This window comes from Agrobacterium genomosp. 13 str. CFBP 6927, from assembly GCA_900012615.1.
In the GTDB taxonomy this organism is placed as follows: Bacteria; Pseudomonadota; Alphaproteobacteria; order Rhizobiales; family Rhizobiaceae; genus Agrobacterium.
Genome location: LT009756.1, coordinates 757,736 through 783,304, shown reverse-complemented (window position 1 = coordinate 783,304; position 25,569 = coordinate 757,736). Strand labels below are relative to the sequence as shown.

The window sequence follows — 25,569 nt, the reverse complement described above, 5'->3', positions numbered from 1 at the left end:
CTGAGCCTCTCAGCCCCTCTCTCCCGCCAGCGCCCGCTGCACTGCCGGGCGGTCGTTCATGCGGCGGAAGTGGTCGTGCACCTTGGGGAAACGGGCAATATCCACCCCATCGCTTTCCAGCCAGCCGGACATGACGAAAAGATAGGGATCGGCAACCGAATAGGCGGTGCCCAGAACCCAGGGACCGTGCAGCAGGCCGTGCTCGATCAGTTCGAAGCACTCGCCCATGGTCTGAGGCACCTTTGCCTTCATATCCGCCAGAGACGCATCTTCATTCGCCCAGCGGCTGCCACGGCGACCATGCGCATGGGCGACGTGCACCGTGGAAGAGATGAAGGCGTTGAAGGACTGCATGACGGCAAATTCGAAGGGATCATCGAGCGGCGCGAGTTTCTTCTCCGGCGCCATCTGGGCGATGAAGGCGAGGATGGCGGGCGTCTCGGTCAGCACGCCGCTCGCCGTGGCCAGTGCCGGCACGCGGCCCTTCGGGTTGATCTTCAAAAATGTCTCGGAGCGCTGTTCGCCCTCGGCGAAATTGACGCGATGGGCCGTGTAAGGCAGGCCGGATTCCTCAAGCACGATATGGCTGGCGCGCGAGCAGGAACCGGGGGAGAAAAACAATGTGAACATGGATATGCGACCTCCGGGACAAATGAAGACGCCCACCTCCTCGTGTTGCGGGCGCCGGGCCCTGGCCGCAGCCAGGGGTTGGCTCGCCTTGCACAAGGGCGAGCCATCATCGTGCCGGCAGCTGGCTGCGTCAAAGGTTTTATCGCTTTTTTAGCGGCCGATTTTACAGCCCGACGACTCTGACATCGCCGACATGGATGCCGTTCCAGTTGCGCATCTGCCGGTTCGCCATGCCAAACAAAGCCTGCTGCTCTTCGCTGCCTTCATCGAAATAGCGGGCCAGCAGTGCCGAAACCATGGCTTCCGCCGCACGCGTCGTGCCGTCTTCGCATTTCACCGCCATGGCAATGCCCTTTTCCGGCAGAGCAGCGACAAAAACGCCCTCCGCGCCGGTCTTTGCGAAGATTTTTCCCGGCGCGACCTGCATCAGTTTCGTGCAGGCGCGGCCGGTGCCCGCCACGTAAAAGGGCTCCGCCATGCAGGCCTCGACGAGACGGCGCGAGGCTTTCGCACGGCCCGTTTCCAGCCCCCTGCCCGTCGCCATTTTCGCGAAACCATGCGCCAGCCCTTTCAGCGGTACGGCATAGGTGGGGATGGAGCAGCCATCCACGCCGCAATTGTCCTGACCAAGAGCAGCGCCCGTCAGGCTTGCCATCGTGGCGCGGATTTCCCGCTGCAGCGGGTGATCGTAACCGACATAGCCCTTGGGGTCAGTGCCGGTGTGGCAGCAGGCGCAGATGAAGCCCGAATGCTTGCCGGAGCAATTATTGTGGAGCGCCGTCGGCTTTTCCAGCGTGCGGGCCTGATGGATGATGGTTTTCTGGTCGGAAGACCAGTGCGCGCCGCATTCCAGCGTATCGGCATCCCTGCCCGCTTTTGCCAGCATCGAAGCGGCGAGCTCCACATGCGCGTCCTCGCCGGAATGGGAGGAACAGGCAAGTGCCAATTCACGGTTGCCGAAGCCGTAGGCATCCGCAGCACCGCTTTCCACCAGCGGCAGCGCCTGCATGGCCTTGCAGGCGGAACGCGGGAAGATACCGCGCTCGATATCGCCAGCCGAAAACAGCACGCCGCCATCGCCATCCACCACCACGGCAAGGCCCTGATGGCGGCTTTCCACGAGGTTGCCGCGGGTGACTTCGACGGTAACGGAATTGTTCATTTTCGCAGCCTCAAAAAATTCTGATTTCATGTGGTTGATACCGCAATTGATTTTTCGATGCACGGGGCTATCAGTGAAATTTGCAAAACGTCTGCTGCTGGCGATTGCCGTAATCTATCTGCTTCCCGCGCTGGCATCGGCCGGGCTGTGGGCCATGAAAGACCATCCGCGCGGCTGGAACGCCGCAAGATGGTCTTCCTCCGGCATGCTGCCGGCGGCGTCCAGCAACGGCGAAGCTGCCGTCTATGTCTTTTCCGCCATGACCGGCGGTTTCAAGGGCTCCGTCGCCAGCCACGCCTGGGTCGTTCTGAAAAAGCCGGGCGCTACGAGCTATGACCGTTATGACAAGGTGGGCTGGGGCACGCCGATCCGCCACAATGGTTATGCGGCGGATGCCTACTGGTATTCCAACATGCCGCGCCAAGTGGTTGCCATTCATGGCGCGGAAGCGGAAAAACTGATCCCGAAGATCGAAAAGGCGATTACCGATTACCCCTATGGCCGGCCGGGCGGCTATCGCATCTATCCCGGCCCCAACTCCAACACCTTCGTCGCCCATGTGCTGCGCAGCGTGCCGGAACTCGGCGTCGTGCTGCCGCCGGATGCCGTGGGCCGCGATTATCTGCCGGAGGGCGCGTTTTACCACATCGCCGACGACTGGAAGGATGCAAGCGTTTCGCTCGGCGGCCTGTTCGGCATTTCGGCAGGTGCGCGCAGCGGCTTCGAGATCAATTTTCTCGGTCTTGTCGCCGGCATCGATTTCAGCCGGCCGGGCGTGAAGATACCGGGGCTCGGGTATTTCGGGGTGGCGGGCATCCGCGCATAAACGGTTAGGTTTCGCTGGCCTGAGCGGCGCGTCTGGCGCGGATGCTCTGGGCGATGAAGACCCGCGACAGGCCGTGATAAAGCGGCTCGCGGGAGAAAAGCCGCGACGTCAGATATCCCAGCATCGATGCAGCCATGATAGGCATGACGCCTTCATGATTGCCGGTCATTTCAAGGATGATGACAAAGGCTGTCATCGGCGCCTGCACCACGCCCGCAAAATAACCCGCCATACCGACGATGGCGCCAAGGCCAATGCTGGTGCCGAGCAGGGTGGCCATGGTGCTGCCGAAACCCGCGCCTACTGACAGCGACGGTGCGAAGATGCCGCCCGGAATACCCGACATCATGGCAAGGAACGTCGCCGCCAGTTTTTCGATGAAGAAGAATGCGGGCGCGGCCTCACCCTCCATTGCCGCGCGCGCCTGTTCGTAACCGGTTCCAAAGGTCGCGCCGCCCGTTGCGATGCCGAGGACGGCGGAAGCAAGGCCGCAGGCGGCGGCGATCGCCAGCATCCGCTTCAGCGGCATCGCCTGCGCGAAGCGCCGGATGCGGGCGGAAAGACGCAAGGCGCCTGCGCTGAACAGCGCCCCGAACGCGCCGCCGCCAATGCCGCAGACCAGAACCAGCAGCCAGTCCATGGTCGTTTTCGCCATCACCGAACTGGTGCCGAAATAGGTATAGCTGCCGACCAGCGCCAGCGAGGCGAGGCCCGACAGGATGACGGCAGTGAGGACGAGGCCATTGGCGCGGGATTCATAGGTCTTGCTCATTTCCTCGATGGCGAAGACGATGCCGGCGAGCGGCGTGTTGAAGGCCGCCGCGATGCCCGCCGCCGAGCCAGCGAGAATGAGGCCCTTCGCCTGCGCCATGCCGCCCCAGCGGGCGGCCTGCAGCATGATCGAGGCGCCAACCTGAACGGTCGGGCCCTCACGGCCGATGGAGGCACCGGACAAAAGCCCGGCCACCGTCAGTACCACCTTGCCGAAAGCGAGTTTCAGCGACAGAAGCCGCGAACGGTCCGCATCTTCCCGCAGGTGCCGCGCGGCGATCGCCTGCGGAATGCCGCTGCCGCCGGCATTGGGGAAAACCGTGATCGCGAGCCATGCGCAGAGCGTGAAGCCGAGCGGCGTGATGATGAGCGGCAGCAGAAACGCCCATTTGCCCGATGAGGTCGCCGCAAAGAAAAGGTGCTGGGCGCGATCCGCCGCCCAGGCAAAGCCAACGCTGATAAGGCCAACCGCAATCGCGCCAATCCAGAAAACCGCCCTCGGCCTCCACACCCGCCAGGAGCCCCAGACGACACGGGAACGGCGGAGCATCTTCAGCTTTTTGTAGTCGACGGGCATGGCGGTCCAGATCGGTGATTTTGATGGTCGTCATCAGGCGGGAAGTCCGTTTATCCGCCTCTCGGGCGGGGATTGCAAGGTTTTGCATTTGACAGGCCGCCCCTATCGGCGCACTCTTGGCATCGCAATTGCAACGCATGGAGACGCAATATGAAAACGGCGACATTGCCTTCGCTGCGGGTAACGGCGGATTTTCGCGAGGCGGCGGAAAGCGTGCTGAAGGACGGCGAAACGCTCTCTTCCTTCGTTGAGGATTCCGTGCGCAGGCAGGTGGAAATCCGCAAATCACAGGCGGAATTCATTGCGCGCGGGCTGGCCTCGCTCGAAGAATCCAAACGCACGGGGATTTTTTATTCGGCCGAAGAGGTGCATGCGGAATTGCGGGCGATGCTCGCCGCCAAGAAAGCTGAGCGTGGCGAGTGACCTTCAATCTCCGGTACACGATTGCGGCCCGAGCGGACATAACCCGGCTATATGATTTTCTACTGGAAAAGGATTTTTCGACGGCGGAAAAAGCCGTGGACCGAATCATTTCAACGATTGAGGGACTGAGCGAATTTCCTTTCGCAACGCGCAAGGCGCCTGGGGACAACGCACTCTTACGAGAACTGATCGTTCCGTTCGGATCTTCCGGTTACATCGTCCTCATTCAAATCGAAGATGCGGAAACCGTGTCCATCCTCGCGATCCGCCACCAGCGCGAGGATGATTACCATTGACCCTCACCGGTCGCTGACGGCCGCGCGCGGGTTTACCCACGGTTCCTGATTGGAGCGTGGCAGCGGGGTCTTGCCGAGAATATGATCCGCCGCCTTTTCGCCGGTCATGATCGACGGGCCGTTGAGGTTGCCATAGGTCACATGCGGGAAGATCGAGCTGTCCGCCACCCTTAAGCCCTCCACCCCGATCACCCGGCATTCGGGATCGACGACGGCCATCGGGTCGTCCCTGTCGCCCATGCGGCAGGTGCCGCAGGGGTGATAGGCGCTTTCCAGATGCTCCCGCAAAAAGGCGTCGATCTCCTCATCCGTCGCGACATTTTCGCCGGGCTGGATTTCCGGCCCGCGAAAATCGTCAAAGGCTTTCTGGCTGAAGATGTCGCGCGTCAGGCGCACGCAATGGCGGAACTTCTCCCAGTCTTCCGGGTGGCTCATATAGTTGAAGCGGATGACCGGGTCGTCATGTGGATCTGCGGAACGCAGGGTAACATTGCCACGCGATTTCGAGAGGTTGTAACCCACATGCACCTGAAAACCATGGCTTTTCGCCGCCGCCTTGCCATCATAGGAAATGGCGACCGGGAGAAAATGATACTGGATGTCAGGCTGCTTCAGACCCGGAGCTGAGCGCAGGAAGGCGCAGGCCTCGAACTGGTTGGAAGCGCCAAGCCCGCCTTTCGACAGCAGCCATTGCGCACCCGCCACGCCCTGCCAGAACCATGGCAGCCAGGAATAAAGCGAGACCGGCTTGGTGGAGACCTGCTGAAAATAAAACTCCATATGGTCTTGAAGGTTCTCGCCCACGCCCGGGCGATCCGCCTTCACCTCGATGCCCATGTCTTTCAGATGGGCGGCGGGGCCGATGCCTGAGAGCATCAGCAGTTTCGGCGAATTGAAGGAGGATGCCGAGACGATGACCTCGCGATTGGCCGTGACGGTTTCCACCACGCCCTTGCGCTCGATCTCGACACCAACCGCGCGGCCGTTCTCGATGACGACATTGCGGGCGAAACCGTTGACGAGCGTGACATTGCCGCGCTTCAGCGCCGGTTTCAGATACGCATTGGCGGCAGACCAGCGGCGGCCATTGTGGATGGTCTGCTCCATCAGGCCGAAACCCTCCTGCTTGGAGCCGTTATAATCGTCGGTCAGTTCGAAACCGGCCTCAGCGCCGGCCTGAATGAAGGCGTGGAACAGTGGATTGTTGACCGGGCCGCGCTGCACATGCAGCGGCCCATCCGTGCCGCGCCAGCCTTCTTCGCCGCCATGGCTATGTTCCATCCGCTTGAAGTAAGGCAGCACATCCGCATAGGCCCAGCCATGCGCGCCAAGCTCTTCCCAGCGGTTGAAATCCTCGGCATGGCCACGCACGTAAACGAGGCCGTTGATGGAGGACGAACCGCCGATGACTTTTCCGCGCGGCGCCGTAATCCTGCGGTTGTCGAGGTTCGGCTCGGGCTCGGAGAGATAACCCCAATTATAGCGCTTCATGCTCATCGGCCATGCGAGTGCGGCCGGCATCTGGATGAAGGGGCCGAAATCCGAACCGCCGGCCTCGATGACGATCACCGAATAACGGCCGTCTTCCGACAGGCGATAGGCGATGGCGGAGCCTGCGGAACCCGAACCGACGATGACGTAATCTGCTTGCATTTGCGAAATATCTCCAGAATGAACATCTGCGCCTGTGGCTCACCCCCCTCTGCCCTGCCGGGCATCTCCCCCTCATGGGGGGAGATCGATATGTGGCGAGGTCGCGCCCATCTCAACGTCAGCGAATGAAGTGGTGGTGGCGCCGCTTGCCGATCTCCCCATGTCCGGCAGGACAGAGGGGGGTAAGCCCCACGCACCGACCGTCAATAGGGCGCGTCCACCTTCCCCGTGCTCACATAAACCGTCTTCAGCTCGCTATAATGCTCCAGCGCGGCGGCCGAATTCTCCCGCCCGAAGCCGGATTGTTTCGAGCCGCCGAAGGGGATTTCGACCGGGCAGAGATTATAGGTATTGATCCAAAGCGTACCCGCCTCCAGCCGGTCGACCACGCGATGGGCGCGGGCGAGATCGGCGGTGAAGACGCCGCCGGCGAGACCGAATTCGGTGGCGTTGGCGCGGGCGAGAACCTCGTCCTCATCGTCAAAATCCAGAACGCACATGACCGGGCCGAAGATTTCTTCGCGGGCGATGGTCATGTCGTCGGTCACATCGGCGAAGACGGTCGGCCGCACATAAGCGCCCTCGCCCGCCACATTGTTGGGAATGCCGCCGCCGGTGATGAGCGTCGCGCCCTCTGCCTTGCCCTTTTCGATATAGGAAAGGACCTTCTCCTGCTGGGCCTTGGAGACCAGCGGGCCGAGATGGGTGGCGTAGTCGAGGGGATCGCCGAGGATCATCGACTCGGTGCGGCGCTTCAGATTGTCGAGGAAACGCTCCTTCGCCTTTTTCTGCACAAAGACGCGGGTGCCGTTGGAGCAGACCTGGCCGGAGGAATAGAAGTTGCCAAGCATGGCCCCGCCGACAGCGCTTTCGATATCGGCATCGTCGAAGACGATCAGCGGCGACTTGCCGCCGAGTTCCATGGTCACGTGCTTCAGATGCCCGGCAGCGGCAGCGGCCACCTTGCGGCCGGTCGGCACCGAGCCGGTAAGCGAAACCTTCGCCACATCCGGGTGGTTGACCAGCAGCGGCCCGGTATCGCGATCACCCTGAATGACGTTGAACAGGCCCTTGGGCAGGCCGGCTTCGATGAGGATTTCGGCGATCTTCAAGGCGCCGAGCGGGGTATTTTCCGAGGGCTTGAAGACCATGGCATTGCCGGCGACCAGCGCGGGCGCCGCCTTCCAGCAGGCGATCTGCTGCGGATAATTCCACGCGCCGATACCGACGCAGACGCCGAGCGGCACGCGCTTGGTATAGGCGAAATCGCCGCCGAGGGGGATGTAATCGCCGTTCAGCGCGGAAGGTGCGATACCGCCGAAAAATTCGAAGGCATCCGCGCCGGAGGTCGGGTCGGCGACGATGGTTTCCTGAATGGGCTTGCCGGTATCCAGCGTCTCCAGCGTCGAAAGCGCATCGTTGCGCTCGCGCATGATATCGGCGGCGCGTTTGAGGATGCGGCCGCGGGCCATTGGGCTCATCGCCGCCCATTCCTTCTGTGCAAGTTTGGCCGAGGCGATGGCGCGCTCGACGATGGCAGGCGTTGCCGCATGCAGCCTCGCGATCACCTCGCCGGTGGCCGGAAAGATGCTCTCGAACGGTGTGCCGGCCGTGTCTTCGACATACACCCCGTCGATGAAATGCGAGGCTTTCGGCTGCGCCTTCAGCGGCGTCGCGATGGTCATGTCGAAGTCTCCTTAAAGAACACGGATGGACGGCTTTGGGCGCTGTCCATCGGGAAAAGATTTGAGCTGCATGTCGAAGTAATCCTCGACAAGCGCCGGTGCGGAGGCAAGGCCGAGTGGCGCTGAGCGCAGGCTATGGCGAATATAAAGTCCGTCGATCAGGGCGGCCGCGCCTTCCGCGATGCGTGCGGCATCGTCTGGCGGGCAGAGCCGGTTGAGGCTCGCCATGAGGTTTGACCTGAGACGGCGCGAATAGAGCACGAGCAGGCGGCGGGTTTCTTCCGAACGCTGCGCCTCGACATAAAAGGCAAGCCATGCCGCCACCGTCTCCGGTGTGAACTGGTCGCTCTGGAAGGAGACATGGACGATGGCGCTCAGCCTTGCGCGAGGGCCGGAAGCACGGGTCAGCGCCGCGACCGCATCGCGCCGCAGGTCACGCAGCAGGCTGCGGATGGTCTCCAGAAGCAGCTGCTGCTTGCTGCCGAAATAATGATGCGCAAGGGCGGCCGACACGCCCGCTTCCCGGGCGATGTCAGACATTGTCACATTCAGCGAACCATGGTGGCCTATGGTGCGCAGTGCCGCATCCACAAGCGCCTTGCGGCGCAAAGGCTCCATTCCGATCTTGGGCATAAGGGTCTCCTTGATGGCGGGCAAAATATTCTTGATTGATCAATCAATCAATAAAAAATGCGCCATTTCATGTCGCGGATGTGCTGCCGGGCGGAAAGACTGAAGCGCAGACGGTTTTGCCGCTACATGCGCCTCATGATCTGGATCAAATCTTCGGCATTCTCGTTGCGCTATGCTGCAATCGTGATAGCTTTACCGCGACCATTCATGGAGACAGCGAGATGACACACAGTCTCAATGCGCCTGGATTTTCACCCCTCAGAGCGAAGTGGGGTTGGTTTCTGGCCCTTGGCCTCGTCCTTCTGGCCTTTGGGGTCATTGCGCTCGGCAATCTTCTCGTCGCCACCGTCGCCTCCGTATTTTATGTCGGCGTCATGATGCTGATGGGCGGCATTTTGCAGCTTTTCCATGCTTTTCAGGTGAAAGGATGGGAAAGCGCACTGTTCTGGACACTGAGCGGCCTGCTTTATGCCATTGCCGGTGTCATCGCCTTTCAAAACCCTGATCTGACCGCAGCCGTGCTGACATTGTTGATGGCGGTGTCGCTCATTGTCGCCGGCATCTTCCGCCTTGTCGTCGGCTTCCGGCTGAGACCGGCAACGGGCTGGGGCTGGGTTACCGTGGCGGGTGCGGTGACGGCACTTGCGGGCCTGGTGATCGCCGCCGGCTGGCCGGTGAACAGCCTTTGGGTCCTTGGCCTGTTCCTGGCGATAGACCTTATAATGCAGGGCTTTGCGATGATCGCGCTCGCCATGGCCATGCGGTCATGAGGGCGTTTGCGGCGCGTCTGTGGCCTCATATCAAGCAGGCGCCCGTCATGGAAAAACTAAACCCTTATATACTGCAAATTGGGTATGGAACGCGTTTCGTGGTAAGATAGACGATGATACCAATTTCGCTGGAAGCGGCGTCCAGACGAAAACCTCAAAAAAACGACCGCCCGCAAAAGATTGCCATCGCCCTGTCCGCACAGCGGACATCTATCGGGTTGCTTATGGCGGTCATTGAAAAAGGGAGTGATATCATGCCAATGGTGACAGTATCGATTTCCCCGGAACAGGCAGCAAGAATGCGGGAGGCCGTGAATTGCGGCGCTTACGCATCCGGCAGCGAGGTCGTCAGGGCCGCGCTGAGACTATGGGCGGCCTCCGCCGAACACGGCGTCGGCACCAGGCCGGCAGAACCTGTCGAGGCGGACCGCGAGCGCATGAATGTTGCGGAGCTTTACGCCGCTCACACGGGTCATGCGCGCCGGGCATAAGGCCTGGTGCGGCCCCCTCTTCGATATAGGGGGCCGTTACAAAACGTTCATCAAAGCTTCACAGTCGTGAAAGCTTTTGTTGACCTGTAATCTGCAATTGTTGCCGCAAAAGAGACGGGTCCCGTGTGGGTATTCCACGCGCATGCCAGCAACGGGACCGGCAAGAGCGGAGAAACAGGAATGCAGGCCGTCACGGTGGAAAACGATGTCATAAGGCGGTTTGCCTCCGGGCAGATGTTTCCAATGGCGAAGCTTGTGCTTGAAACCGCTTTTCAGCCCATTGTCGAGGCGACGACAGGCACGATCTTCGGTTATGAATCGCTGATGCGCGGCCATGACCGGCTCGGTTTTTCCAATCCGCTGGCGCTTCTCGACCAGGCCGCCGCGGATGGCGAGCTGAAGGCTTTCGAGCAGATGCTGGCAAGCCGGGCGCTGGCAAAATTCTCCACCCTGCCCGATTTTTCCTCCACCACCCTGTTCCTCAATCTGGATGTGCGGTTGATCCCGCATGGCGACGCCATTCTCGACAAGCTGGTCGGCCATCTGGCCCGGGCGGGCATTCCGGCCTCCTCCATCTGTTTCGAGCTTTCCGAACGTTTCGACAATACCAGCGTGCCGGAATTCACGGCGCTGATTGCCCGCATGCGCAAGGAAGGCTTCAAGCTGGCGATAGACGATTTCGGCGCCGGTCACGGCGAGATGAAGCTGCTCTGCGATTTTCCGCTGGATTACCTGAAGATCGACCGGCATTTCATCCACGGCGTCGACCATCTTCCCCGCAAGCAGCATCTCGTCCGCAACATCGTCAACATCGCCCATGTTCTCGGCGTCCGGGTCATTGCCGAAGGCATCGAAACGGAAGCGGAATTTCTGACCTGCCGTGAATTCGGCGTCGATCTGGTGCAGGGCTGGCTGATCGCCAGGCCCACGGTCTTCACCAGCGAGCTGCCCGAAAGCTTTCCGCATCTCAACCGCATCGGCGTGACGCGGCGCAGCAGCCAGACGCTCGATGAAATCCTCATTCGCCGGGAAATCGAGCGGCTTCCCACCGTCTTCGAACATGATAGCGTCGACAATGTCTTCGAACTGTTCCGCCGAAACCCGCAGCAGGCTTTCTTCCCCGTGCTCAACGCCAATGGCGAACCGCGCGGCGTCATCAACGAATATCACCTCAAGGAATATATCTACCGGCCCTTCGGCCGCGACCTGCTCAAGAACAAGATCTATGAGCGCACCATATCCCATTTCGTCGACCCCGCGCCGATCGTGGGTCTCGATGCCGACGCCGACCAGCTGATGAACATGTTTGCCAGCATGGGTGGCAGCGCCTGCATCATCCTCACCGAAAACATGCGTTACGCCGGCATCGTTTCCGCCGCTTCGCTCATCAAGGTCATCAATGAAAAACAGCTGAAAATGGCGCAGGACCAGAACCCGCTGACGGCGCTGCCCGGCAACCGCGCCATTGGCGGCTTCATTACCGACAGCTGCAGCGATGGCGATGAGGCGCGCTTCTTCTGTTATTGCGACTTCGACAATTTCAAACCCTTCAACGACAAATATGGTTTCAACGCCGGCGACCACGCCATCACGCTGTTTTCGGCCCTGATGCGACGCTATTTCTTCGCCGGCGACTGCTTTCTCGGACATATTGGCGGCGACGACTTCTTCATCGGCGTGCGCGACTGGACTGTGGAGGAGCTGACGGAAATCCTCGAGCGGCTGCTCAGCGATTTTCACGTCGATGTCGCCGAGCTCTATTCGGATGAAGACCGCGCCGCCGGCTGCATGAAGGGCCAGGACCGCCACGGCAACGAGCGGGACTTCGCGCTGTTGCGCTGCTCGATCGGCGTTCTCACTCTACCGAAGGGGCTGATCATCGCCAATCCTGAACGCATCGGCGGCGAGATCGCCGGCATCAAGGCGGCTGCGAAGGAAAATGACAGCGGCCTCGTCATCCGGGTATTCGGCGAGACAAAATGACACTCGTGACAAAGGGACTTCTTCCCTAAGCGGCGCATCTGACCTACATCTTCAGGCGACGCCGACAAGTGAGGAGTTGCCCCTGGCCATGCCCGATACGACGACCCTGCCCGAAAAAATGCGCTTCATCGACCTTCCCTCCCATGGCGGCCCGGAGGTGATGCGGCTGTCGCACGCGCCTTTGCCCAAGCCCGCGAAAGGCGAGGTTCTGGTGAAGGTCGAGGCGGCGGGCGTCAACCGGCCGGATGTGGCGCAGCGGCAGGGCATCTATCCGCCGCCGAAGGATGCAAGCCCGATCCTCGGCCTTGAAATCGCCGGCGAGGTGGTTGCGCTGGGTGAGGGCTTTACCGAATTCAAGGTGGGTGACAAGGTCTGCGCGCTCGCCAATGGCGGCGGTTATGCGCAATATTGCACCGTGCCGGCCGGGCAGGCCCTGCCCTTCCCCAAGGGTTACGACGCCGTCAAAGCGGCGGCTTTGCCGGAAACCTTCTTCACCGTCTGGGCCAACCTCTTCCAGATGGCAGGCCTCACCGAAGGGGAAAGCGTCCTCATCCATGGCGGCACCAGCGGCATCGGCACAACGGCGATCCAGCTTGCCAAAGCCTTTGGCGCCGAAGTCTATGCCACGGCGGGCTCAGCGGAAAAATGCGAAGCCTGCGTGAAGCTCGGCGCCAGACGGGCGATCAACTATCGTGAGGAAGATTTCGCCGCCGTCATCAAGGCTGAAACCGGCGGCAAGGGCGTCGATGTCGTTCTCGACATGATCGGTGCGGCCTATTTCGAAAAGAACCTTTCTGCACTCGCCAAGGACGGCTGCCTGTCCATCATCGCCTTCCTGGGTGGCGCCGTGGCCGAGAAGGTCAACCTCACCCCCATCATGGTCAAACGCCTCACCGTCACCGGCTCCACCATGCGCCCCCGCACGGCCGACGAAAAACGCGCCATCCGCGACGACCTCGTCGCAGAGGTCTGGCCGCTCATCGAAAGCGGTCAGTTGGCACCTGTCATCAACCGGGTCTTCACGCTGGATGAGGTCGCGGAAGCCCACCGGCTGATGGAAAGCAGCAATCATATCGGCAAGATCGTGATGCGGGTGTCGTGACGCCCGGCGCATCCCTGGAAGTAATCCCTCTTGCATTACTGACGAATCGTACTACCTTCTAGTTATGTTCAACGTATCGGAAGGAGGTGATCCAATGTCTAGTGAGATTTCGGTCTCTGGTGCAGGCAATGGAAAGGGTGTGTTTTCGACGGGGCAACCCTCGGCGTAAAACCTCTTCTGCCTTCGGAACGTTGAGAAACAGTCCCGGGTCTGTAAACAGGACCAAACTCATGGAAGGGTCGCTTCGGCGGCCCTTTTCCGTTTTTGCTTATTGCTTCGACGATTGGGGAAATCCGTGCCTCGCGTGCCGGGGCGGCAAGCTCTATGCTCGATGCTACTCGTGACACGTCTCTTCCGTCATGCCGGGCTTGACCCGGCATCCAGCCGGCGCGCGTCTGCGCGACGAGAGGACTCCTTTCAGCCCAAAGACTTGGGCTGGCTGGATACCGGCTCGAGGCCGGTATGACGGAGAACTGGAGAGAGCGCCGAATAATCGACCGTCAACTGCGGTCACCTCTCCCCTATTTCTTCCCGAACACCTTCCACCGCGTCGGGCGGAAGCGCAGTTCCGCCCCCACCGCCACGGCGGCGTTGAGCGGCACCTCGATTTCTAGGTGATAGGGTTCATGGCCGTTATTGGCGATGTCGATTTCGGCGATGCGGGTGCCTGCGAGGCGGCGACAGGTGGTGACCTTGCCGTAAAGCGCGTCCTTCTCCCCAGTCAGCACCACATCTTCCGGGCGGAAGAAAAGCTCGCCCTCGCCAGAGCCGCTTTCATCGATGCCTATGCTTTCGCCCTGGAACAGCACGTGGCCGTCGCGGATCGTTACCGGCAGGCTGGAGGATTCGCCAATGAAGGAGAAAACGAAGGGCGAGTTGGGCGTGTCGTAGACATCGTCTGCCGTGCCGACCTGTTCGATCTTGCCCTGGCTCATGACGACGACACGGTCGGCCAGTTCCAGCGCCTCTTCCTGATCGTGGGTGACGAAGACGGTGGTGTGACCGGTGCGGTCGTGGAATTCGCGCAGCCAGCGGCGCAGCTCCTTGCGCACCTTGGCGTCGAGCGCGCCGAAGGGTTCATCGAGAAGCAGCACCTTCGGTTCGATGGCGACGGCGCGGGCAAGCGCCACGCGCTGGCGCTGACCGCCGGAAAGCTGCGAGGGGTAACGCTTCTCAAGCCCGGAGAGATGCACCATGTCGAGAAGCTCGGAGACCCGCCTGCGGATTTCGGCCTTCGGCGGACGCTTTCCGGAAGGACGGACCTTGAGGCCGAAGGCGATATTGTCGGCCACCGTCATGTGGCGGAACAGGGCGTAGTGCTGGAACACGAAACCGACATTGCGCTCCTGCACCGTGCGGTGCGAGGCGTCCTCGTTGCCGAAGAAAATCTGGCCGGTCGTCGGCTGCTCGAGACCGGCGATGAGACGCAGCAGCGTCGTCTTGCCGGAACCGGAAGGACCGAGCAGCGCGATCAGCTCGCCGGAACGAATGTCGAGCGACACATCGTTCAGCGCCGGAAAGCGATCGAACTGCTTGGTGATGCCGGAAACTTTCACTTCCATGAAGATGCCTTTCAATGCTTGCCGGCTGCGTTGCCCGCGCCAAAGCGTATTTCGAGAATGGTTTTGAGAATGAGCGTCACCAACGCCAGACCGGCGAGCAGCGTCGCCACCGCAAAGGCCGCGCCCATATTGTACTCATTATAGAGTATCTCGACATGCAGCGGCATGGTGTTGGTCTCGCCGCGAATATGGCCCGAGACCACCGAGACGGCGCCGAACTCGCCCATGGCGCGGGCGTTGCAGAGCAGCACGCCGTAAAGCAGGCCCCATTTGATGTTGGGCAGCGTGACATACCAGAAGGTCTGCCAGCCCGAAGCACCGAGCGAAATCGCCGCCTCCTCGTCGCCATTGCCCTGATCCTGCATCAGCGGGATCAGTTCGCGCGCGACAAAAGGAAAGGTGACAAAGATGGTAGCGAGCACGATGCCCGGCACGGCGAAGAGTATCTCGATGCCGTAGCTCTTCAGCCATGGCCCCAGCACGCTGTGGGATGAGAACAGGATGACATAGACGAGGCCCGATATGACCGGCGAGATCGAAAACGGCAGGTCGATGAGCGTGATCAGGAACGCCTTGCCCTTGAACTCGAATTTCGCAATCGCCCAGGCGGCCATCACCCCGAAGACCAGGTTGAGCGGTACCGAAATGGCGGCGACGAGCAGCGTCAGGCGAATGGCGGAGAGTGCATCCGGCTCGACGATCGCCTCCCAGAAGCTTTCCGCACCCTTGCGGAAGGCTTCGAAGAAGACCGAGACCAGCGGCAGAACCAGAAAAGCAGCGAGGAAGACGAAGGCAATCGCGATCAACGCCAGCCGGGCGGGAAAGCTCTCGCTGGCGGGGTCGCGGAACGGCCGGGGGGACGTGCGGGAAGCGGTCTCAGACATAACCGTACCTCTTGCGGCTCCAGGCCTGAATGAGATTGATGAGGAACAGCATGGCGAACGAGATGATCAGCATGATGGTGGCGATGCCGGTCGCGGCCGCATAATTGAACTCCTCCAGCCGGATGACGATGAGGAGCGGCGCGATTTCCGAGACGTAAGGAATATTGCCGGCGATGAAGATGACCGAACCATATTCGCCGACACCGCGTGCGAAAGCGAGCGCAAAACCCGTGAGGATGGCGGGTGTCAGGCTCGGCAGCAGAACGCGGGTGATGGTCTGGAAACGGTTGGCGCCAAGCGTCGCCGCCACCTCCTCCACCTGCCGGTCGATCTCTTCCATGACCGGCTGCACGGTGCGGACCACGAATGGCAGGCCGATGAAGATCAGTGCGATGACGATACCGGTCGGCGTGAAGGCGATCTTGATGCCGAAGGGTTCGAACAGCGAACCGACCCAGCCGCGATTGGCGTAAAGCGTGGTCAGCGCGATACCGGCCACTGCCGTCGGCAGGGCGAAAGGCAGATCGACGATGGCATCGACGAAGCGGCGGCCGGGAAAACGGTAACGCGTCAGCACCCAGGCGACGATGACACCGAAGACCGCGTTGACGAGCGCGGCAAGAAATGCTGTTCCGAAACTGACACGCAGCGCATTCAGCGTGCGGCTATCCGTGGCAATCGCAATGAAATCTGAAAAACCCAGTTTCGCCGTGGACCAGACAAGGCCGCCAAGCGGAATAAGAATGATGAGAAACAGATAGGTCACTGTGTAACCAAGCGTCAGGCCGAAGCCCGGTATGACGCTCGACTGTCGCCATTTCCACCTGTTTCCGGAAGTATTATTGCTCATCAAGGCTCCGGATAATCTTTAGTTTGGTGCATTTCCGAACAGAAAACCGGGGGCCAGTTTTCCTGAAAATGCTCTCTGGGAGCCGGTGTTCCCCGGCGTTTATTATAAAGTATCGACCGGCACGGTGTCCGGTCGATCAGGCTTTTTTTCTGTTGTCTCAGCGAACGGGCGATTTTCAGCCCATCATCCGCTTACTTTGCAGGCTTGTAAATCTGGTCGAAGATGCCGCCGTCACCGAAATGTTCAGGCTGCGCCTTGGCCCAGCCGCCAAACTGCGGGTCATCGATGGTGACGAGCTTGATGTCGGGCAGCTGCTTGAGCAGATCCTTGGAGACCACAGAGGGATTCGACGGGCGATAGAAGTGCTTTGCCGCAATATTCTGGCCCTCGTCGGAATAGAGATATTGCAGATAGGCTTCCGCCGCCTTGCGGGTGCCCTTGGCGTCGACATTGGCGTCAACCACGGCGACCGGCGGTTCGGCAAGGATCGAGATCGGCGGCACGACGATATCGAAAGCGTCAGCGCCGAATTCCTGGCCGGCGAGATAGGCCTCGTTTTCCCAGGCCAGCAGCACGTCGCCGATCTGGCGCTGTGCGAAGGTGACCGTGGAGCCACGGGCGCCGGTATCGAGAACCGGGGCGCGCTTGTAGAGCTCGCCGACATAGGCCTTGATCTTGTCCTTGTCGCCCTTGAATTCTTCATTCGCCCAGGCCCAGGCCGCGAGATAGTTCCAGCGCGCGCCGCCAGACGTCTTGGGGTTCGGCGTGACGATCTGCACGTCACCCTTCACCAGATCGCCCCAATTATGGATGCCCTTGGGGTTGCCCTTGCGCACCAGGAAAACGATGGTGGAGGTGTAGGGCGAAGAATTATGCGGCAGGCGGGTGCGCCAGTCCTTGTTGATCTTGCCGGAATTCTGGACGATGGCGTCGATATCGCTCTGCAGCGCCAGCGTCACGACGTCCGCTTCCAGACCGTCGATGACCGAACGCGCCTGCTTGCCGGAGCCGCCATGCGACTGCTGGATCGTGACGTCCTCACCGGTGTCGGCCTTCCACTTCTTGGCGAAGGCTTCGTTGAAATCCTTGTAGAGTTCACGGGTCGGATCGTAGGACACGTTGAGCAGCTTGGTCTGCGCGGCGGCCGAGCCAGCGCCGCCAAGTGCCAGTGAGAGGCTAAGCGCAACAACGCTCAAACCGGACAGAAGCTTGGACATCGGTATTCCCTCCTGATTGCGATGGCTTAACTCTACCGGCTGAGTAGAGTTGGTCAATGAGGCCGAATACGATCGAAAAAGTGTTTCCCGAGAGCGTTTCCACGGGCAACAAATACAGCGCAGCATAAGCGAAAGGCGCAACAAGCGTCGTGTAAAACTTTTCTGAATGCAAAAGCATTTCACATTTTTGATGATTTTTTGCCGCGATGGCGAAAAATATTATGGGGTTTTAGACGATTTTTTCGTTTGGAAGGAACGAGGCAAGGGGACCATTACAATCTCCTCATCCGTCATTCCGGCCCTGAGCCGGAATCCAGCCAGCCCAAGTCCTTGGGCTGAAGGAGTCGTTTCGCCGCGCAGACGCGCGTCGGCTAGATTCCGGCTCAAGGCCGGAATGACGGACAGGTTGAGGACCCTCGTTGCAAACTCTCGACAGCGAAACGTGAAAAAAGAACGAGTGTCAGGCCGTCAAAAGCTCGGGCACTTCAACACCCGCCACCGCATCGGCAATGGTGGTGTTGAAAAGGATATTGCGCGTCGCATCGGCCACACGGGCGAAGACGTGGCGGATTTCACATTGCTTCTCGCCGTCGCAATCCTCGCAGCGGCGATAGGCGGTCTGCGACAGGCAGGGCAAGGGGGCAAGCGGCCCGTCGATGAGGCGCAGCACCTCGCCGAAGGTGATATCCGCAGCCGGGCGCGCCAAGAGATAACCGCCCTGCTTGCCGCGCCGGCTTTCGACCAGGCGTTCCTTCTTCATTTCGAGAAGGATCTGTTCCAGAAACTTTTTCGGAATGGCCTGTTCGCGGGCGATGTCGGAAATCTGCACAGGACAGGCGCCGTCGGCCTTGGCCAGCGAAAGGAGCGCCCTCAGCGCATATTTTGCCTTCTGCGAAATCATCGTAAAACCAGTAGATCACAAGCCCGGAAACCCGGCAATTCCGGCTTAGCGCAGAAGTTGTCACAATTCAAATCCAAGCTGCAAAGAAGGTGAACGGGCATCTTTTGCTCATACCACGCGCGCGAGAGGCATTTTTGCTCTTAAGCGCAGCGCACAAAGACTGTCATTTCTGTTCCAAAGGCCGGATTTCAACAATAATCGGCCATGGAAATCCCGGACGTGACAATGACGATCAATTCAGCAAATGCCTCTGCCGATACCGCTTCCCTCGATGCCACGCTTGCCGGGCTCGATCTGGCGGGTCGGCTTTCGTTTATCGCAGGCCTCGGCGGACGCGCAGTTTTCACCACCAGTCTCGGCATCGAGGATCAGGTCATCACGGCGGCCATCGGCACGCATCGCCTGCCTATCGATGTCGTGACGCTGGAGACCGGTCGGCTGTTCAAGGAAACCGTCGATCTCATCGATGAAACCGAAGAGCGTTTCGGCATCGAAATCCGCCGCTTTCGTCCCGAACAGGACGATATCGACGCTTACGCCGAAAAATACGGTCTGAATGGTTTTTACGAAAGCGTCGAAGCCCGTCACGCCTGCTGTCATGTCAGAAAGCTCATCCCGCTCGGCAAGGCGCTGGAAGGCGCTTCCTTCTGGATAACCGGGCTTCGTCGCGGCCAGTCGGGCAATCGCGCCACGACGCCTTTCGCCGAATTCGACGCCGAGCGTAATCTTATCAAGATCAATCCCCTGGCTGACTGGGATATCGACCTCATCCGGGCGCATGTCGCCCAGGAGAACATTCCCGTCAATCCGTTGCACCAGCGCGGTTACCCCTCCATCGGCTGTGAGCCGTGTACGCGCGCCATCAAGCCCGGCGAGCCTGAGCGCGCCGGACGATGGTGGTGGGAAAACGACGAGAAGCGCGAATGCGGTCTTCACGTCGCCGGTGCGGAGCAGACATCCGCCATTTCCGCCATCCCGCAACGATAATCCTTCAGTACATCTCCCGGAGTTCACAATGTCCAACGCAGTCCACGAGACGGACAGCAAGAATACTGTCGCATCCAAGCCGCCGCTCGATCCCCATCTGAAGGCGCTTGAAAACGAAGCTATTCATATTTTCCGCGAAGTCGCCGCCGAATTCGACAACCCTGTCATGCTCTATTCCATCGGCAAGGATTCCTCTGTGCTGCTGCACTTAGCGCGCAAGGCGTTTTTCCCGGGTCGCATTCCCTTCCCGCTGCTGCACGTCAATACCGGCTGGAAGTTCAAGGAAATGATCGAATTCCGCGACAATATCGTCAAGGAATATGATCTCGACCTGATTTCCCATACCAATCCGCGCGGTGCTGCGGAAAAAGTGACGCCCTTCACTCACGGTTCGGCGCTTTACACCGACATCATGAAGACCGAAGCCCTGCGCCAGGCGCTCGACGCCGGCCAGTTCGACGCGGCCTTCGGTGGTGCGCGCCGCGACGAGGAGGCGAGCCGCGCCAAGGAGCGCATCTACTCCTTCCGCACGCCCGACCATAAATGGGACCCGCGCAACCAGCGCCCGGAACTGTGGAATATCTATAACGGCATGGTCCGCAAGGGCGAAAGCGTGCGCGCCTTCCCGCTCTCCAACTGGACCGAAGTGGATATCTGGCGTTACATCGAGGCGGAAAACATTCCGCTGGTGCCCCTCTATTATGCCGCCGAGCGTCCTTACATCGAGCGCGACGGCATGATGATCCTTGCTGAAGACGAGCGTCTGGAGCTGCTGCCCGGCGAAGAGATCAAGCATGGTTCGATCCGCTTCCGCACGCTCGGCTGCTTCCCGCTGACCGGCGCGATCCGGTCCGAGGCGGCGACGCTTCAGGAAGTCATCGCGGAACTCGAAATCGCCACCGTTTCCGAACGGCAGGGCCGCGCGATTGACCGCGACCAGTCCGGCTCCATGGAGAAGAAGAAGCGGGAGGGTTATTTCTGATGACCGCCGCAGCTACCACCAACTCCTCTTCCGCCACCATTCTGCCCTTTGCCGAACATTCGAAGGCGGCGCGCGATACGCGCCCGCTTCGTCTCATCACCTGCGGCAGCGTGGATGATGGCAAGTCGACCCTGATCGGCCGTCTTCTCTGGGATACCAAGGCCGTCAAGGAAGACCAGGCCGCCACCCTGCACCGCGATAGCGGCAAGCAGAACGATCTCGGCCTGCCCGATTTCGCGCTGCTGCTCGACGGTCTTCAGGCGGAGCGCGAACAGGGGATCACCATCGATGTCGCCTATCGTTATTTCGCCACCGACCGGCGCGCCTTCATCGTGGCCGACACACCCGGTCATGAGCAATATACCCGCAACATGGCGACCGGCGCTTCCACCGCCGATCTGGCCGTGCTGCTCGTCGATGCGCGCACCGGCATTCTGGAACAGACCCGCCGCCACGCCACCATCGCGGCGCTGATGGGCATCCGGCAATTCGTGCTGGCCGTCAACAAGATCGACCTGACCAATTACGACAAGGCCGGTTTCGAGCTGATCGCCCATGAGTTCCGCGATTTCGCCTCCAATCTCGGCATCAAGCAGATCACCGCCATTCCGATGTCGGCGCTGAAGGGTGAAAACGTCGTGCTGTCAGGCAAGGCCTCCATGCCCTGGTATGAAGGCCCGACGCTGGTGGAGACACTGGAGCTGGCCACCGTTCGCTCCGCGCAATCCGGCGGCTTCCGCCTGCCGGTGCAGCGCGTCTCGCGCCCCGGTGAGAGCTTCCGCGGTTATCAGGGCACGGTTGCCGGCGGTTCGGTGAAGCCGGGCGACAGCGTCGTCATCCTGCCATCCGGCATGGTCGCGAACGTCAAGCAGATCGTCACTTTCGATCTGGTGCGCAATGCGGCTGTCGCGGGTGATGCGGTTACGCTCGTCCTTGATCGTCAGGTGGACGTGTCGCGCGGCGACATGATCGTCTCCATCGAGGCGCAACCGCAGACGGGCCTTGCCTTCGACGCCCAGATCGTGGCCTTGCAGCCGGGGGGTATCGAGGCAGGCAAGCGCTACTGGCTGAAAAGCGGCAGCCGCCGCCAGCGCGTCAGCGTGCAGCCGGTGAGCCAGCTGAACCTGAAAGAAGGCGAATGGCAGGCGCATGAAACGTCGCTCTCCATGAACGCCATCGGCAAGGTACGGCTTTCCTTTGACGAGACCGCGATCTTCGACGCCTATGAGCAGAACCGGGCGACCGGCTCCTTCATCCTGATCGACCCCGACACCAACAACACGGTTGCGGGCGGCATGATCACCGGCAAGCGCAGCGTTGGCGCGACGGAAGAAGCGGGTGACCGGGTTATCCTGTCCCTGCCCGCCCATCTGGCTGAGAAGCTTCTGGCAAGCGAACTACTGGCCAAGCACCGCGACGAGATCGACATTCGCCGCACGGATAGTGCAACGGCCTCACGGCTGATCGGCGATCTGGACTGAGAATGTCGGCATGAACAGAAAAAGGCGACCGCAATACGGTCGCCTTTTTTGTTGCGGAACCTTTGGTCAGGTACCGCTTAAAACACGAACATATAAAGCAGAATGATCACGAAGATCGGAACGCCCATAGCCCACAGTGCAATACCCTTTAGCATGTTATCCTCCATGTGTTGTGAATGGATAACGGCCGAAGAGCCGTTGCGTTCCCTTTCACAAAGGGAGGATTTCAGGTCAACGGCATGAAAGCCCAATGCTTGTGCGCAAACAAACATCGGGCTTCAATCATTATATAGGGCTAAATGCATCAGCTCTTCGACTTGAACTGAAGGACTCTCGCACAAACTTAAGAGAGCGGGGAGAACCACACTTCAAAAGTATTGGGAAGAATCTTCTTGGACTTTCCGTACGTGTCGCTCATGTCGTTCAATTTGGCCGGCACGGCATTTTCTTTCAGAAACTCGACCAGTCCCACACCCAGAGTGTCACACTCTTCCTTCCTGAAACACCTGACCTCGGTTTGGCGCATCGGCGTGTTCACAAACTCGATGCCGGGCACAAAAACGGCCTGCGGGCTTGGTGATACGGCCCGTGCCTCCAGCATCTCCTCGATCGCCTTGGCCTTTGCTCGATCCACCTCCCGGCTGATCTGAAAAAATACGCGGGCGGGAAGCGCGTTCGAAGCCGTCGCCACCTGCTGGGCGACTTCAGGATTGTTTTGCACGATCTCATTGGCGCTGCTTGTGGCCGCCAGGACGAGAGTCTTGTTGCCGTCTTTACCGACGGAGGTCATTACCGAGTCGTAAAATTCCTTGGGGATGCGTTTCTGCGCAAAATAATGCGATGCGAGGGTGACACCTGCAACCGCGGTGCGGTCCTCCTTGGCAAAGGCCAGGTCGACCACGAGCTTGATATCATCGTTCTGCTGTTTGAAGGCGCCGAACTGATAGCTGACATAAGCGGCGATCGCCGCGAGCGCGATCTTGAAGAAAATATCTACACCAGTGACAAAACCAGGCATCTATACGCCCTCCCCGAAAGCTTTCATTGCGCGTTTTGCCCAAGCAAGACGGCTATTGAGGTGGGGAGCGCCGGGCCGTTCGAACTTTTCCATGAAGCTTTTTGTCGCCTCTTCCAGACTGCCCGTCTTTTTGAGATGCGCCAGAGCGCTTTGCTCGCTGCCATTCAATTCATAGACAAGAAAACCGTAATTGGCCTCGTCGGATTCGGGGGCGTATCCCCGCTGCGCGATCCATTGCATAAAGGCGGTACGGCGAACGCCGGTCCACTGGCACCACCCCCAGCCGCCCTTTGGCGGCTTTACACCGATCTCCTGAAAATGCTTGAAGCCGGCGCATTCATGCCCGATATTGCCCAGGATGCCGCCCGCCTGAAAATCGGTGATGCCGACATCCTTCATCAGATCCGCCATGATTCCAGGGGCCTTCTGGTTGAAAAGATCACCGGAGCCGGACCCCGTGGATTTGGTGGTTTCAGATCGGCTATCGGCTATTTCGCCAGCGCGCGCCTTATCTCTTGAAACAGGCCCGCCTTGCTGTTCTTCCAGCTTCGCGACCTGTTCGGCCATTATCGCCGCATTGACATTGTCCTTCTGCTTAGACCCCGAAGAAGAACCGAAGTGAAACCCGATGACGGTCGCGAAAGCGGTGGCCAGGGCACCGAGAGCGATATTGAAGACCTGATTCTTTTCGACATCCTGCGCCGGAGCGTAAAGCAGCAGATAGACAAGCGCTAAAAATCCAAGCGTGATGACGACCGACAGCAAGGGATTGATCCAGGCCGCCGGATTGCCGGACTTTGCAAGGTCGGCATAGAAGCTTCGGGCGTTCTGGATGCTTTGCAATTCCTCGCGGAACCGTATCATCGCGTCTTCGCGCTCGCGGCCCGCCTCAGCGAATTGTTCTTTCAGCGCCTCAAACTCGATTTCGCGTTTTGCTTCCTCGGCGCGATTTTGCTCTTTTGTCTCGTTCAAGGCGGCGTCCACAAGCGCCTTCTGCAATTGCGCTCTCACCTGCGGATCAGCGTCAACCTTGGCTTGTGCCGCCCCGCCGTCATCGGTCTCGGTCTTCTCTTTGACCACAGCGGCTACTTTCTCCGAAAAGGCTCCGGCCTTGTCTCCGGCAATCAATCGAACCAGGTCCGGGACCAGTGCAATGGCAATGGCAACCAATGGATTCATCTCTAATCCTCAAAAATAGTATGATAGAAAATAATGAAGCTCAGAATGACGGCTTAAAAATCAAAAAAAGCGGCAAAAAAGCCGATATTCCCCCTCAAATCGGAGATGTATACTCAGATCTTACAATATTAATTGCGATTTATATTCTGAATCTGGAAATATTCAATAGAAGAGAATAGCAAAAATTCTCTCAGGCCCCGCGCCGTGTCGCGTCAGCATCGCGTGATGTCGATAAACCAGAAATTGTGAAGATGTGGTGACAGTTTTGCCGCCGCGAATGGCGAAGAATGCAAGGGCTCTTTGTTGCCGAAGCCGGGAACTGCTGAGATTGTGAAGAAGAAGCCGTCGGGACAGGGCTTAAGCTGGTCGGAGTGAGAGGATTCGAACCTCCGACCCCCACGTCCCGAACGTGGTGCGCTACCAGACTGCGCTACACTCCGTGACCAGCGGCGCTTCTATAGACCAGCCTCCGGCGTTCGACAAGCGGCATCTTGCATTTTTTATGACAAGTTTTCGCGGTGCGGCGAAGGGCGGCGGCCAAGTGCCTGTTGCGCGGGACAGCATGCTGGAAAACGTTACAAAAAAGCAATTGTGGCAGGAAATTTTCGTCAAGCCGCATACCTCCCCTGCCCGTCGCCGTCAAATCTGCTAGGGGAACGGAATGACCGGCGGGAAGCCGGACACGGCACAAAGGACATTTCACCATGCTATTTCGCAGCGTAACGCTTGCAGCGTTTGCCATTGCGCTCTCGGCCTGCACCACCTCCACGGGCGGCTCCACCCCTTCCTTCACCCAGAAGAGCCCCGTGGAAACGCGGTGGGTCGGTCAGTCGGCAGGTATTTTCTTCGCAAAATTCGGCCCGCCGCTGAGCGACACGGAGACAGGCAGCTCGACCGTCTATAATTGGCGCGGCGGCTACAAGAAGGCCACCATTCCGGCCAAGTTCGAAGAGGGCAAGGACGGCAAGAAGGGTCGCCAGATCTCGCCTGCCCGCACCGCCTCGCTCTCCTGCACGGTGCAGCTCGTCGTTTCCAGCGACTACAAGATCACCTCGGTGCGCACGGTCTCCGACCGTCCCGGCGTCAACGGTCCGAGCTACTGCGCGGAATTCCTCGCCGCAAACTGAGTTTTCAGCCCGAAGACAGAAAACAAGGCCCGCCCGAACCGGCGGGCCTTTCACTTTTTGGGGACTATTGTCATTTTTCTGAAAAAATTTTCGCCCATCGCGGCGCGGCGCGGTCGCCGCCGTCTGGCAAAGGGTGGATCACCCAGCTTTTCGCGACATCCGGCGCGCAGGCCCTTTTCAACCGTTTGAAAGCCGCGCCTAATCTTCGCAACCCTAAAAAATGACGATCGGCAAAGCCGTGAAATTCACCGTTGCGACCTTATGTCCCGGCAAAACCCCTGCAAAAACGCCTGAACTGGAGTGAATGAGTCCGGGTTGTGCCGGTTTACGCTTTGCTATAACGGGGCGTTCGGGAGGAATGTTTTTAACACAAAACAAG

At 59.8% G+C, this 25,569-nt stretch carries 24 protein-coding genes and 1 tRNA gene; 11 read left to right on the top strand and 14 right to left on the bottom strand.

Annotated features, from left to right (window positions below; translation table 11 throughout):
- Positions 1-9: 9 nt before the first annotated feature.
- Both AGR13A_RS03860 and AGR13A_RS03855 read right to left on the bottom strand, forming a co-directional pair.
- Positions 10-630: a glutathione S-transferase family protein gene (locus AGR13A_RS03860; RefSeq protein ID WP_080833757.1), complete on the bottom strand. Its 621-nt coding sequence runs from the start codon at positions 628-630 to the stop codon at positions 10-12.
- Between the two features lie 163 nt (positions 631-793).
- Positions 794-1,792 (bottom strand): asparaginase, encoded by a 999-nt coding sequence (locus AGR13A_RS03855; protein ID WP_080836510.1) that lies wholly within the window; start codon positions 1,790-1,792, stop codon positions 794-796.
- A 73-nt stretch (positions 1,793-1,865) separates the two neighbouring features.
- Between AGR13A_RS03855 and AGR13A_RS03850 the strand changes: the two genes are divergently transcribed.
- A complete protein-coding gene (locus AGR13A_RS03850) occupies positions 1,866-2,618 on the top strand; it encodes a DUF3750 domain-containing protein (protein ID WP_167377397.1) in 753 nt (250 codons plus the stop codon).
- Positions 2,619-2,622: 4 nt separating this feature from the next.
- Here AGR13A_RS03850 and AGR13A_RS03845 read toward each other — a convergent pair whose 3' ends face one another.
- Positions 2,623-3,966 (bottom strand): chloride channel protein, encoded by a 1,344-nt coding sequence (locus AGR13A_RS03845; protein ID WP_167377396.1) that lies wholly within the window; start codon positions 3,964-3,966, stop codon positions 2,623-2,625.
- Positions 3,967-4,116: 150 nt separating this feature from the next.
- Between AGR13A_RS03845 and AGR13A_RS03840 the strand changes: the two genes are divergently transcribed.
- Entirely contained in the window at positions 4,117-4,389 is a 273-nt protein-coding gene (locus tag AGR13A_RS03840) for a YlcI/YnfO family protein (protein ID WP_080833754.1), read from the top strand.
- Positions 4,386-4,685, top strand: coding sequence for a type II toxin-antitoxin system RelE/ParE family toxin (locus AGR13A_RS03835; RefSeq protein WP_078051124.1), 300 nt, complete (start codon positions 4,386-4,388; stop codon positions 4,683-4,685). The genes AGR13A_RS03840 and AGR13A_RS03835 overlap by 4 nt, the downstream gene beginning before the upstream one ends.
- A gap of 3 nt (positions 4,686-4,688) precedes the next feature.
- On the opposite strand, the gene betA is transcribed toward AGR13A_RS03835, so the two are convergent.
- The 3 genes from betA to betI all read right to left on the bottom strand — a co-directional run bounded on the left by betA (position 4,689) and on the right by betI (position 8,656).
- Positions 4,689-6,338 (bottom strand): choline dehydrogenase, encoded by a 1,650-nt coding sequence (gene betA, locus AGR13A_RS03830; protein ID WP_080833751.1) that lies wholly within the window; start codon positions 6,336-6,338, stop codon positions 4,689-4,691.
- 203 nt (positions 6,339-6,541) lie between these two features.
- On the bottom strand, positions 6,542-8,005 hold the full coding sequence (gene betB, locus AGR13A_RS03825; RefSeq protein WP_167377516.1) for a betaine-aldehyde dehydrogenase: 1,464 nt from the start codon (positions 8,003-8,005) through the stop codon (positions 6,542-6,544).
- Between the two features lie 30 nt (positions 8,006-8,035).
- Positions 8,036-8,656, bottom strand: coding sequence for a transcriptional regulator BetI (gene betI / locus AGR13A_RS03820; protein ID WP_080833746.1), 621 nt, complete (start codon positions 8,654-8,656; stop codon positions 8,036-8,038).
- 221 nt (positions 8,657-8,877) lie between these two features.
- On the opposite strand from betI, the gene AGR13A_RS03815 reads away from it, so the two are divergent.
- The 4 genes from AGR13A_RS03815 to AGR13A_RS03800 all read left to right on the top strand — a co-directional run bounded on the left by AGR13A_RS03815 (position 8,878) and on the right by AGR13A_RS03800 (position 13,002).
- Entirely contained in the window at positions 8,878-9,426 is a 549-nt protein-coding gene (locus tag AGR13A_RS03815) for an HdeD family acid-resistance protein (protein WP_080836504.1), read from the top strand.
- 254 nt (positions 9,427-9,680) lie between these two features.
- Positions 9,681-9,917 (top strand): ribbon-helix-helix domain-containing protein, encoded by a 237-nt coding sequence (locus tag AGR13A_RS03810; protein WP_035218471.1) that lies wholly within the window; start codon positions 9,681-9,683, stop codon positions 9,915-9,917.
- 180 nt (positions 9,918-10,097) lie between these two features.
- The gene (locus AGR13A_RS03805) at positions 10,098-11,900 is read left to right on the top strand and encodes a GGDEF domain-containing protein (RefSeq protein WP_035218473.1); all 1,803 of its coding nucleotides are present in this window, start codon (positions 10,098-10,100) and stop codon (positions 11,898-11,900) included.
- An 88-nt stretch (positions 11,901-11,988) separates the two neighbouring features.
- Positions 11,989-13,002: an NAD(P)H-quinone oxidoreductase gene (locus AGR13A_RS03800; protein ID WP_167377395.1), complete on the top strand. Its 1,014-nt coding sequence runs from the start codon at positions 11,989-11,991 to the stop codon at positions 13,000-13,002.
- A 521-nt stretch (positions 13,003-13,523) separates the two neighbouring features.
- Here AGR13A_RS03800 and AGR13A_RS03795 read toward each other — a convergent pair.
- The 5 genes from AGR13A_RS03795 to AGR13A_RS03775 all read right to left on the bottom strand — a co-directional run bounded on the left by AGR13A_RS03795 (position 13,524) and on the right by AGR13A_RS03775 (position 18,416).
- Entirely contained in the window at positions 13,524-14,564 is a 1,041-nt protein-coding gene (locus AGR13A_RS03795) for a sulfate/molybdate ABC transporter ATP-binding protein (RefSeq protein ID WP_035218478.1), read from the bottom strand.
- Between the two features lie 11 nt (positions 14,565-14,575).
- Complete coding sequence (cysW, locus tag AGR13A_RS03790) at positions 14,576-15,448, bottom strand: sulfate ABC transporter permease subunit CysW (RefSeq protein WP_020812516.1); 873 nt, start codon at positions 15,446-15,448, stop codon at positions 14,576-14,578.
- A complete protein-coding gene (gene cysT, locus AGR13A_RS03785; RefSeq protein ID WP_003494311.1) occupies positions 15,441-16,298 on the bottom strand; it encodes a sulfate ABC transporter permease subunit CysT in 858 nt (285 codons plus the stop codon). Before cysT ends, cysW begins: the two co-directional genes overlap by 8 nt.
- Before the next feature lie 191 nt (positions 16,299-16,489).
- Entirely contained in the window at positions 16,490-17,515 is a 1,026-nt protein-coding gene (locus tag AGR13A_RS03780; protein WP_080833744.1) for a sulfate ABC transporter substrate-binding protein, read from the bottom strand.
- 460 nt (positions 17,516-17,975) lie between these two features.
- Positions 17,976-18,416 (bottom strand): RrF2 family transcriptional regulator, encoded by a 441-nt coding sequence (locus AGR13A_RS03775; RefSeq protein WP_003520468.1) that lies wholly within the window; start codon positions 18,414-18,416, stop codon positions 17,976-17,978.
- 204 nt (positions 18,417-18,620) lie between these two features.
- Here AGR13A_RS03775 and AGR13A_RS03770 point away from each other — a divergent pair, with 204 nt between their 5' ends.
- The 3 genes from AGR13A_RS03770 to cysN are packed head-to-tail and all read left to right on the top strand — an operon-like array spanning position 18,621 to position 21,866.
- Positions 18,621-19,403, top strand: a complete 783-nt coding sequence (locus AGR13A_RS03770) for a phosphoadenylyl-sulfate reductase (protein ID WP_167377394.1) — start codon at positions 18,621-18,623, stop codon at positions 19,401-19,403.
- 28 nt (positions 19,404-19,431) lie between these two features.
- Positions 19,432-20,385: a sulfate adenylyltransferase subunit CysD gene (gene cysD / locus AGR13A_RS03765; protein ID WP_080833743.1), complete on the top strand. Its 954-nt coding sequence runs from the start codon at positions 19,432-19,434 to the stop codon at positions 20,383-20,385.
- Entirely contained in the window at positions 20,385-21,866 is a 1,482-nt protein-coding gene (gene cysN / locus AGR13A_RS03760) for a sulfate adenylyltransferase subunit CysN (protein WP_080833741.1), read from the top strand. Before cysD ends, cysN begins: the two co-directional genes overlap by 1 nt.
- A gap of 343 nt (positions 21,867-22,209) precedes the next feature.
- Here cysN and AGR13A_RS03750 read toward each other — a convergent pair whose 3' ends face one another.
- The 3 genes from AGR13A_RS03750 to AGR13A_RS03740 form a co-directional block, all read right to left on the bottom strand.
- Positions 22,210-22,884 carry a hypothetical protein gene (locus tag AGR13A_RS03750; RefSeq protein ID WP_080833736.1) on the bottom strand — a complete coding sequence of 225 codons (675 nt, stop codon included), beginning with the start codon at positions 22,882-22,884 and terminating at the stop codon, positions 22,210-22,212.
- Positions 22,885-24,063 (bottom strand): phage tail tip lysozyme, encoded by a 1,179-nt coding sequence (locus AGR13A_RS03745; RefSeq protein ID WP_080833734.1) that lies wholly within the window; start codon positions 24,061-24,063, stop codon positions 22,885-22,887.
- A 363-nt stretch (positions 24,064-24,426) separates the two neighbouring features.
- Positions 24,427-24,503 (bottom strand) — tRNA-Pro (locus tag AGR13A_RS03740).
- A 264-nt stretch (positions 24,504-24,767) separates the two neighbouring features.
- Between AGR13A_RS03740 and AGR13A_RS03735 the strand changes: the two genes are divergently transcribed.
- A complete protein-coding gene (locus AGR13A_RS03735) occupies positions 24,768-25,190 on the top strand; it encodes a hypothetical protein (RefSeq protein ID WP_035218492.1) in 423 nt (140 codons plus the stop codon).
- The last annotated feature ends 379 nt before the right edge of the window (positions 25,191-25,569 follow it).

Bases quoted from the DNA above. Each gene is read 5' to 3' on its own strand.
- AGR13A_RS03860 (WP_080833757.1), bottom strand. From the start codon at position 630: ATGTTCACATTGTTTTTCTCCCCCGGTTCCTGCTCGCGCGCCAGCCAT.
- AGR13A_RS03855 (WP_080836510.1), bottom strand. From the start codon at position 1,792: ATGAACAATTCCGTTACCGTCGAAGTCACCCGCGGCAACCTCGTGGAA.
- AGR13A_RS03845 (WP_167377396.1), bottom strand. From the start codon at position 3,966: ATGCCCGTCGACTACAAAAAGCTGAAGATGCTCCGCCGTTCCCGTGTC.
- AGR13A_RS03840 (WP_080833754.1), top strand. From the start codon at position 4,117: ATGAAAACGGCGACATTGCCTTCGCTGCGGGTAACGGCGGATTTTCGC.
- betA (WP_080833751.1), bottom strand. From the start codon at position 6,338: ATGCAAGCAGATTACGTCATCGTCGGTTCGGGTTCCGCAGGCTCCGCC.
- betI (WP_080833746.1), bottom strand. From the start codon at position 8,656: ATGCCCAAGATCGGAATGGAGCCTTTGCGCCGCAAGGCGCTTGTGGAT.
- AGR13A_RS03815 (WP_080836504.1), top strand. From the start codon at position 8,878: ATGACACACAGTCTCAATGCGCCTGGATTTTCACCCCTCAGAGCGAAG.
- AGR13A_RS03810 (WP_035218471.1), top strand. From the start codon at position 9,681: ATGCCAATGGTGACAGTATCGATTTCCCCGGAACAGGCAGCAAGAATG.
- AGR13A_RS03805 (WP_035218473.1), top strand. From the start codon at position 10,098: ATGCAGGCCGTCACGGTGGAAAACGATGTCATAAGGCGGTTTGCCTCC.
- AGR13A_RS03800 (WP_167377395.1), top strand. From the start codon at position 11,989: ATGCCCGATACGACGACCCTGCCCGAAAAAATGCGCTTCATCGACCTT.
- AGR13A_RS03795 (WP_035218478.1), bottom strand. From the start codon at position 14,564: ATGGAAGTGAAAGTTTCCGGCATCACCAAGCAGTTCGATCGCTTTCCG.
- cysW (WP_020812516.1), bottom strand. From the start codon at position 15,448: ATGTCTGAGACCGCTTCCCGCACGTCCCCCCGGCCGTTCCGCGACCCC.
- cysT (WP_003494311.1), bottom strand. From the start codon at position 16,298: ATGAGCAATAATACTTCCGGAAACAGGTGGAAATGGCGACAGTCGAGC.
- AGR13A_RS03780 (WP_080833744.1), bottom strand. From the start codon at position 17,515: ATGTCCAAGCTTCTGTCCGGTTTGAGCGTTGTTGCGCTTAGCCTCTCA.
- AGR13A_RS03775 (WP_003520468.1), bottom strand. From the start codon at position 18,416: ATGATTTCGCAGAAGGCAAAATATGCGCTGAGGGCGCTCCTTTCGCTG.
- AGR13A_RS03770 (WP_167377394.1), top strand. From the start codon at position 18,621: ATGGAAATCCCGGACGTGACAATGACGATCAATTCAGCAAATGCCTCT.
- cysD (WP_080833743.1), top strand. From the start codon at position 19,432: ATGTCCAACGCAGTCCACGAGACGGACAGCAAGAATACTGTCGCATCC.
- cysN (WP_080833741.1), top strand. From the start codon at position 20,385: ATGACCGCCGCAGCTACCACCAACTCCTCTTCCGCCACCATTCTGCCC.
- AGR13A_RS03750 (WP_080833736.1), bottom strand. From the start codon at position 22,884: ATGCCTGGTTTTGTCACTGGTGTAGATATTTTCTTCAAGATCGCGCTC.
- AGR13A_RS03745 (WP_080833734.1), bottom strand. From the start codon at position 24,063: ATGAATCCATTGGTTGCCATTGCCATTGCACTGGTCCCGGACCTGGTT.
- AGR13A_RS03735 (WP_035218492.1), top strand. From the start codon at position 24,768: ATGCTATTTCGCAGCGTAACGCTTGCAGCGTTTGCCATTGCGCTCTCG.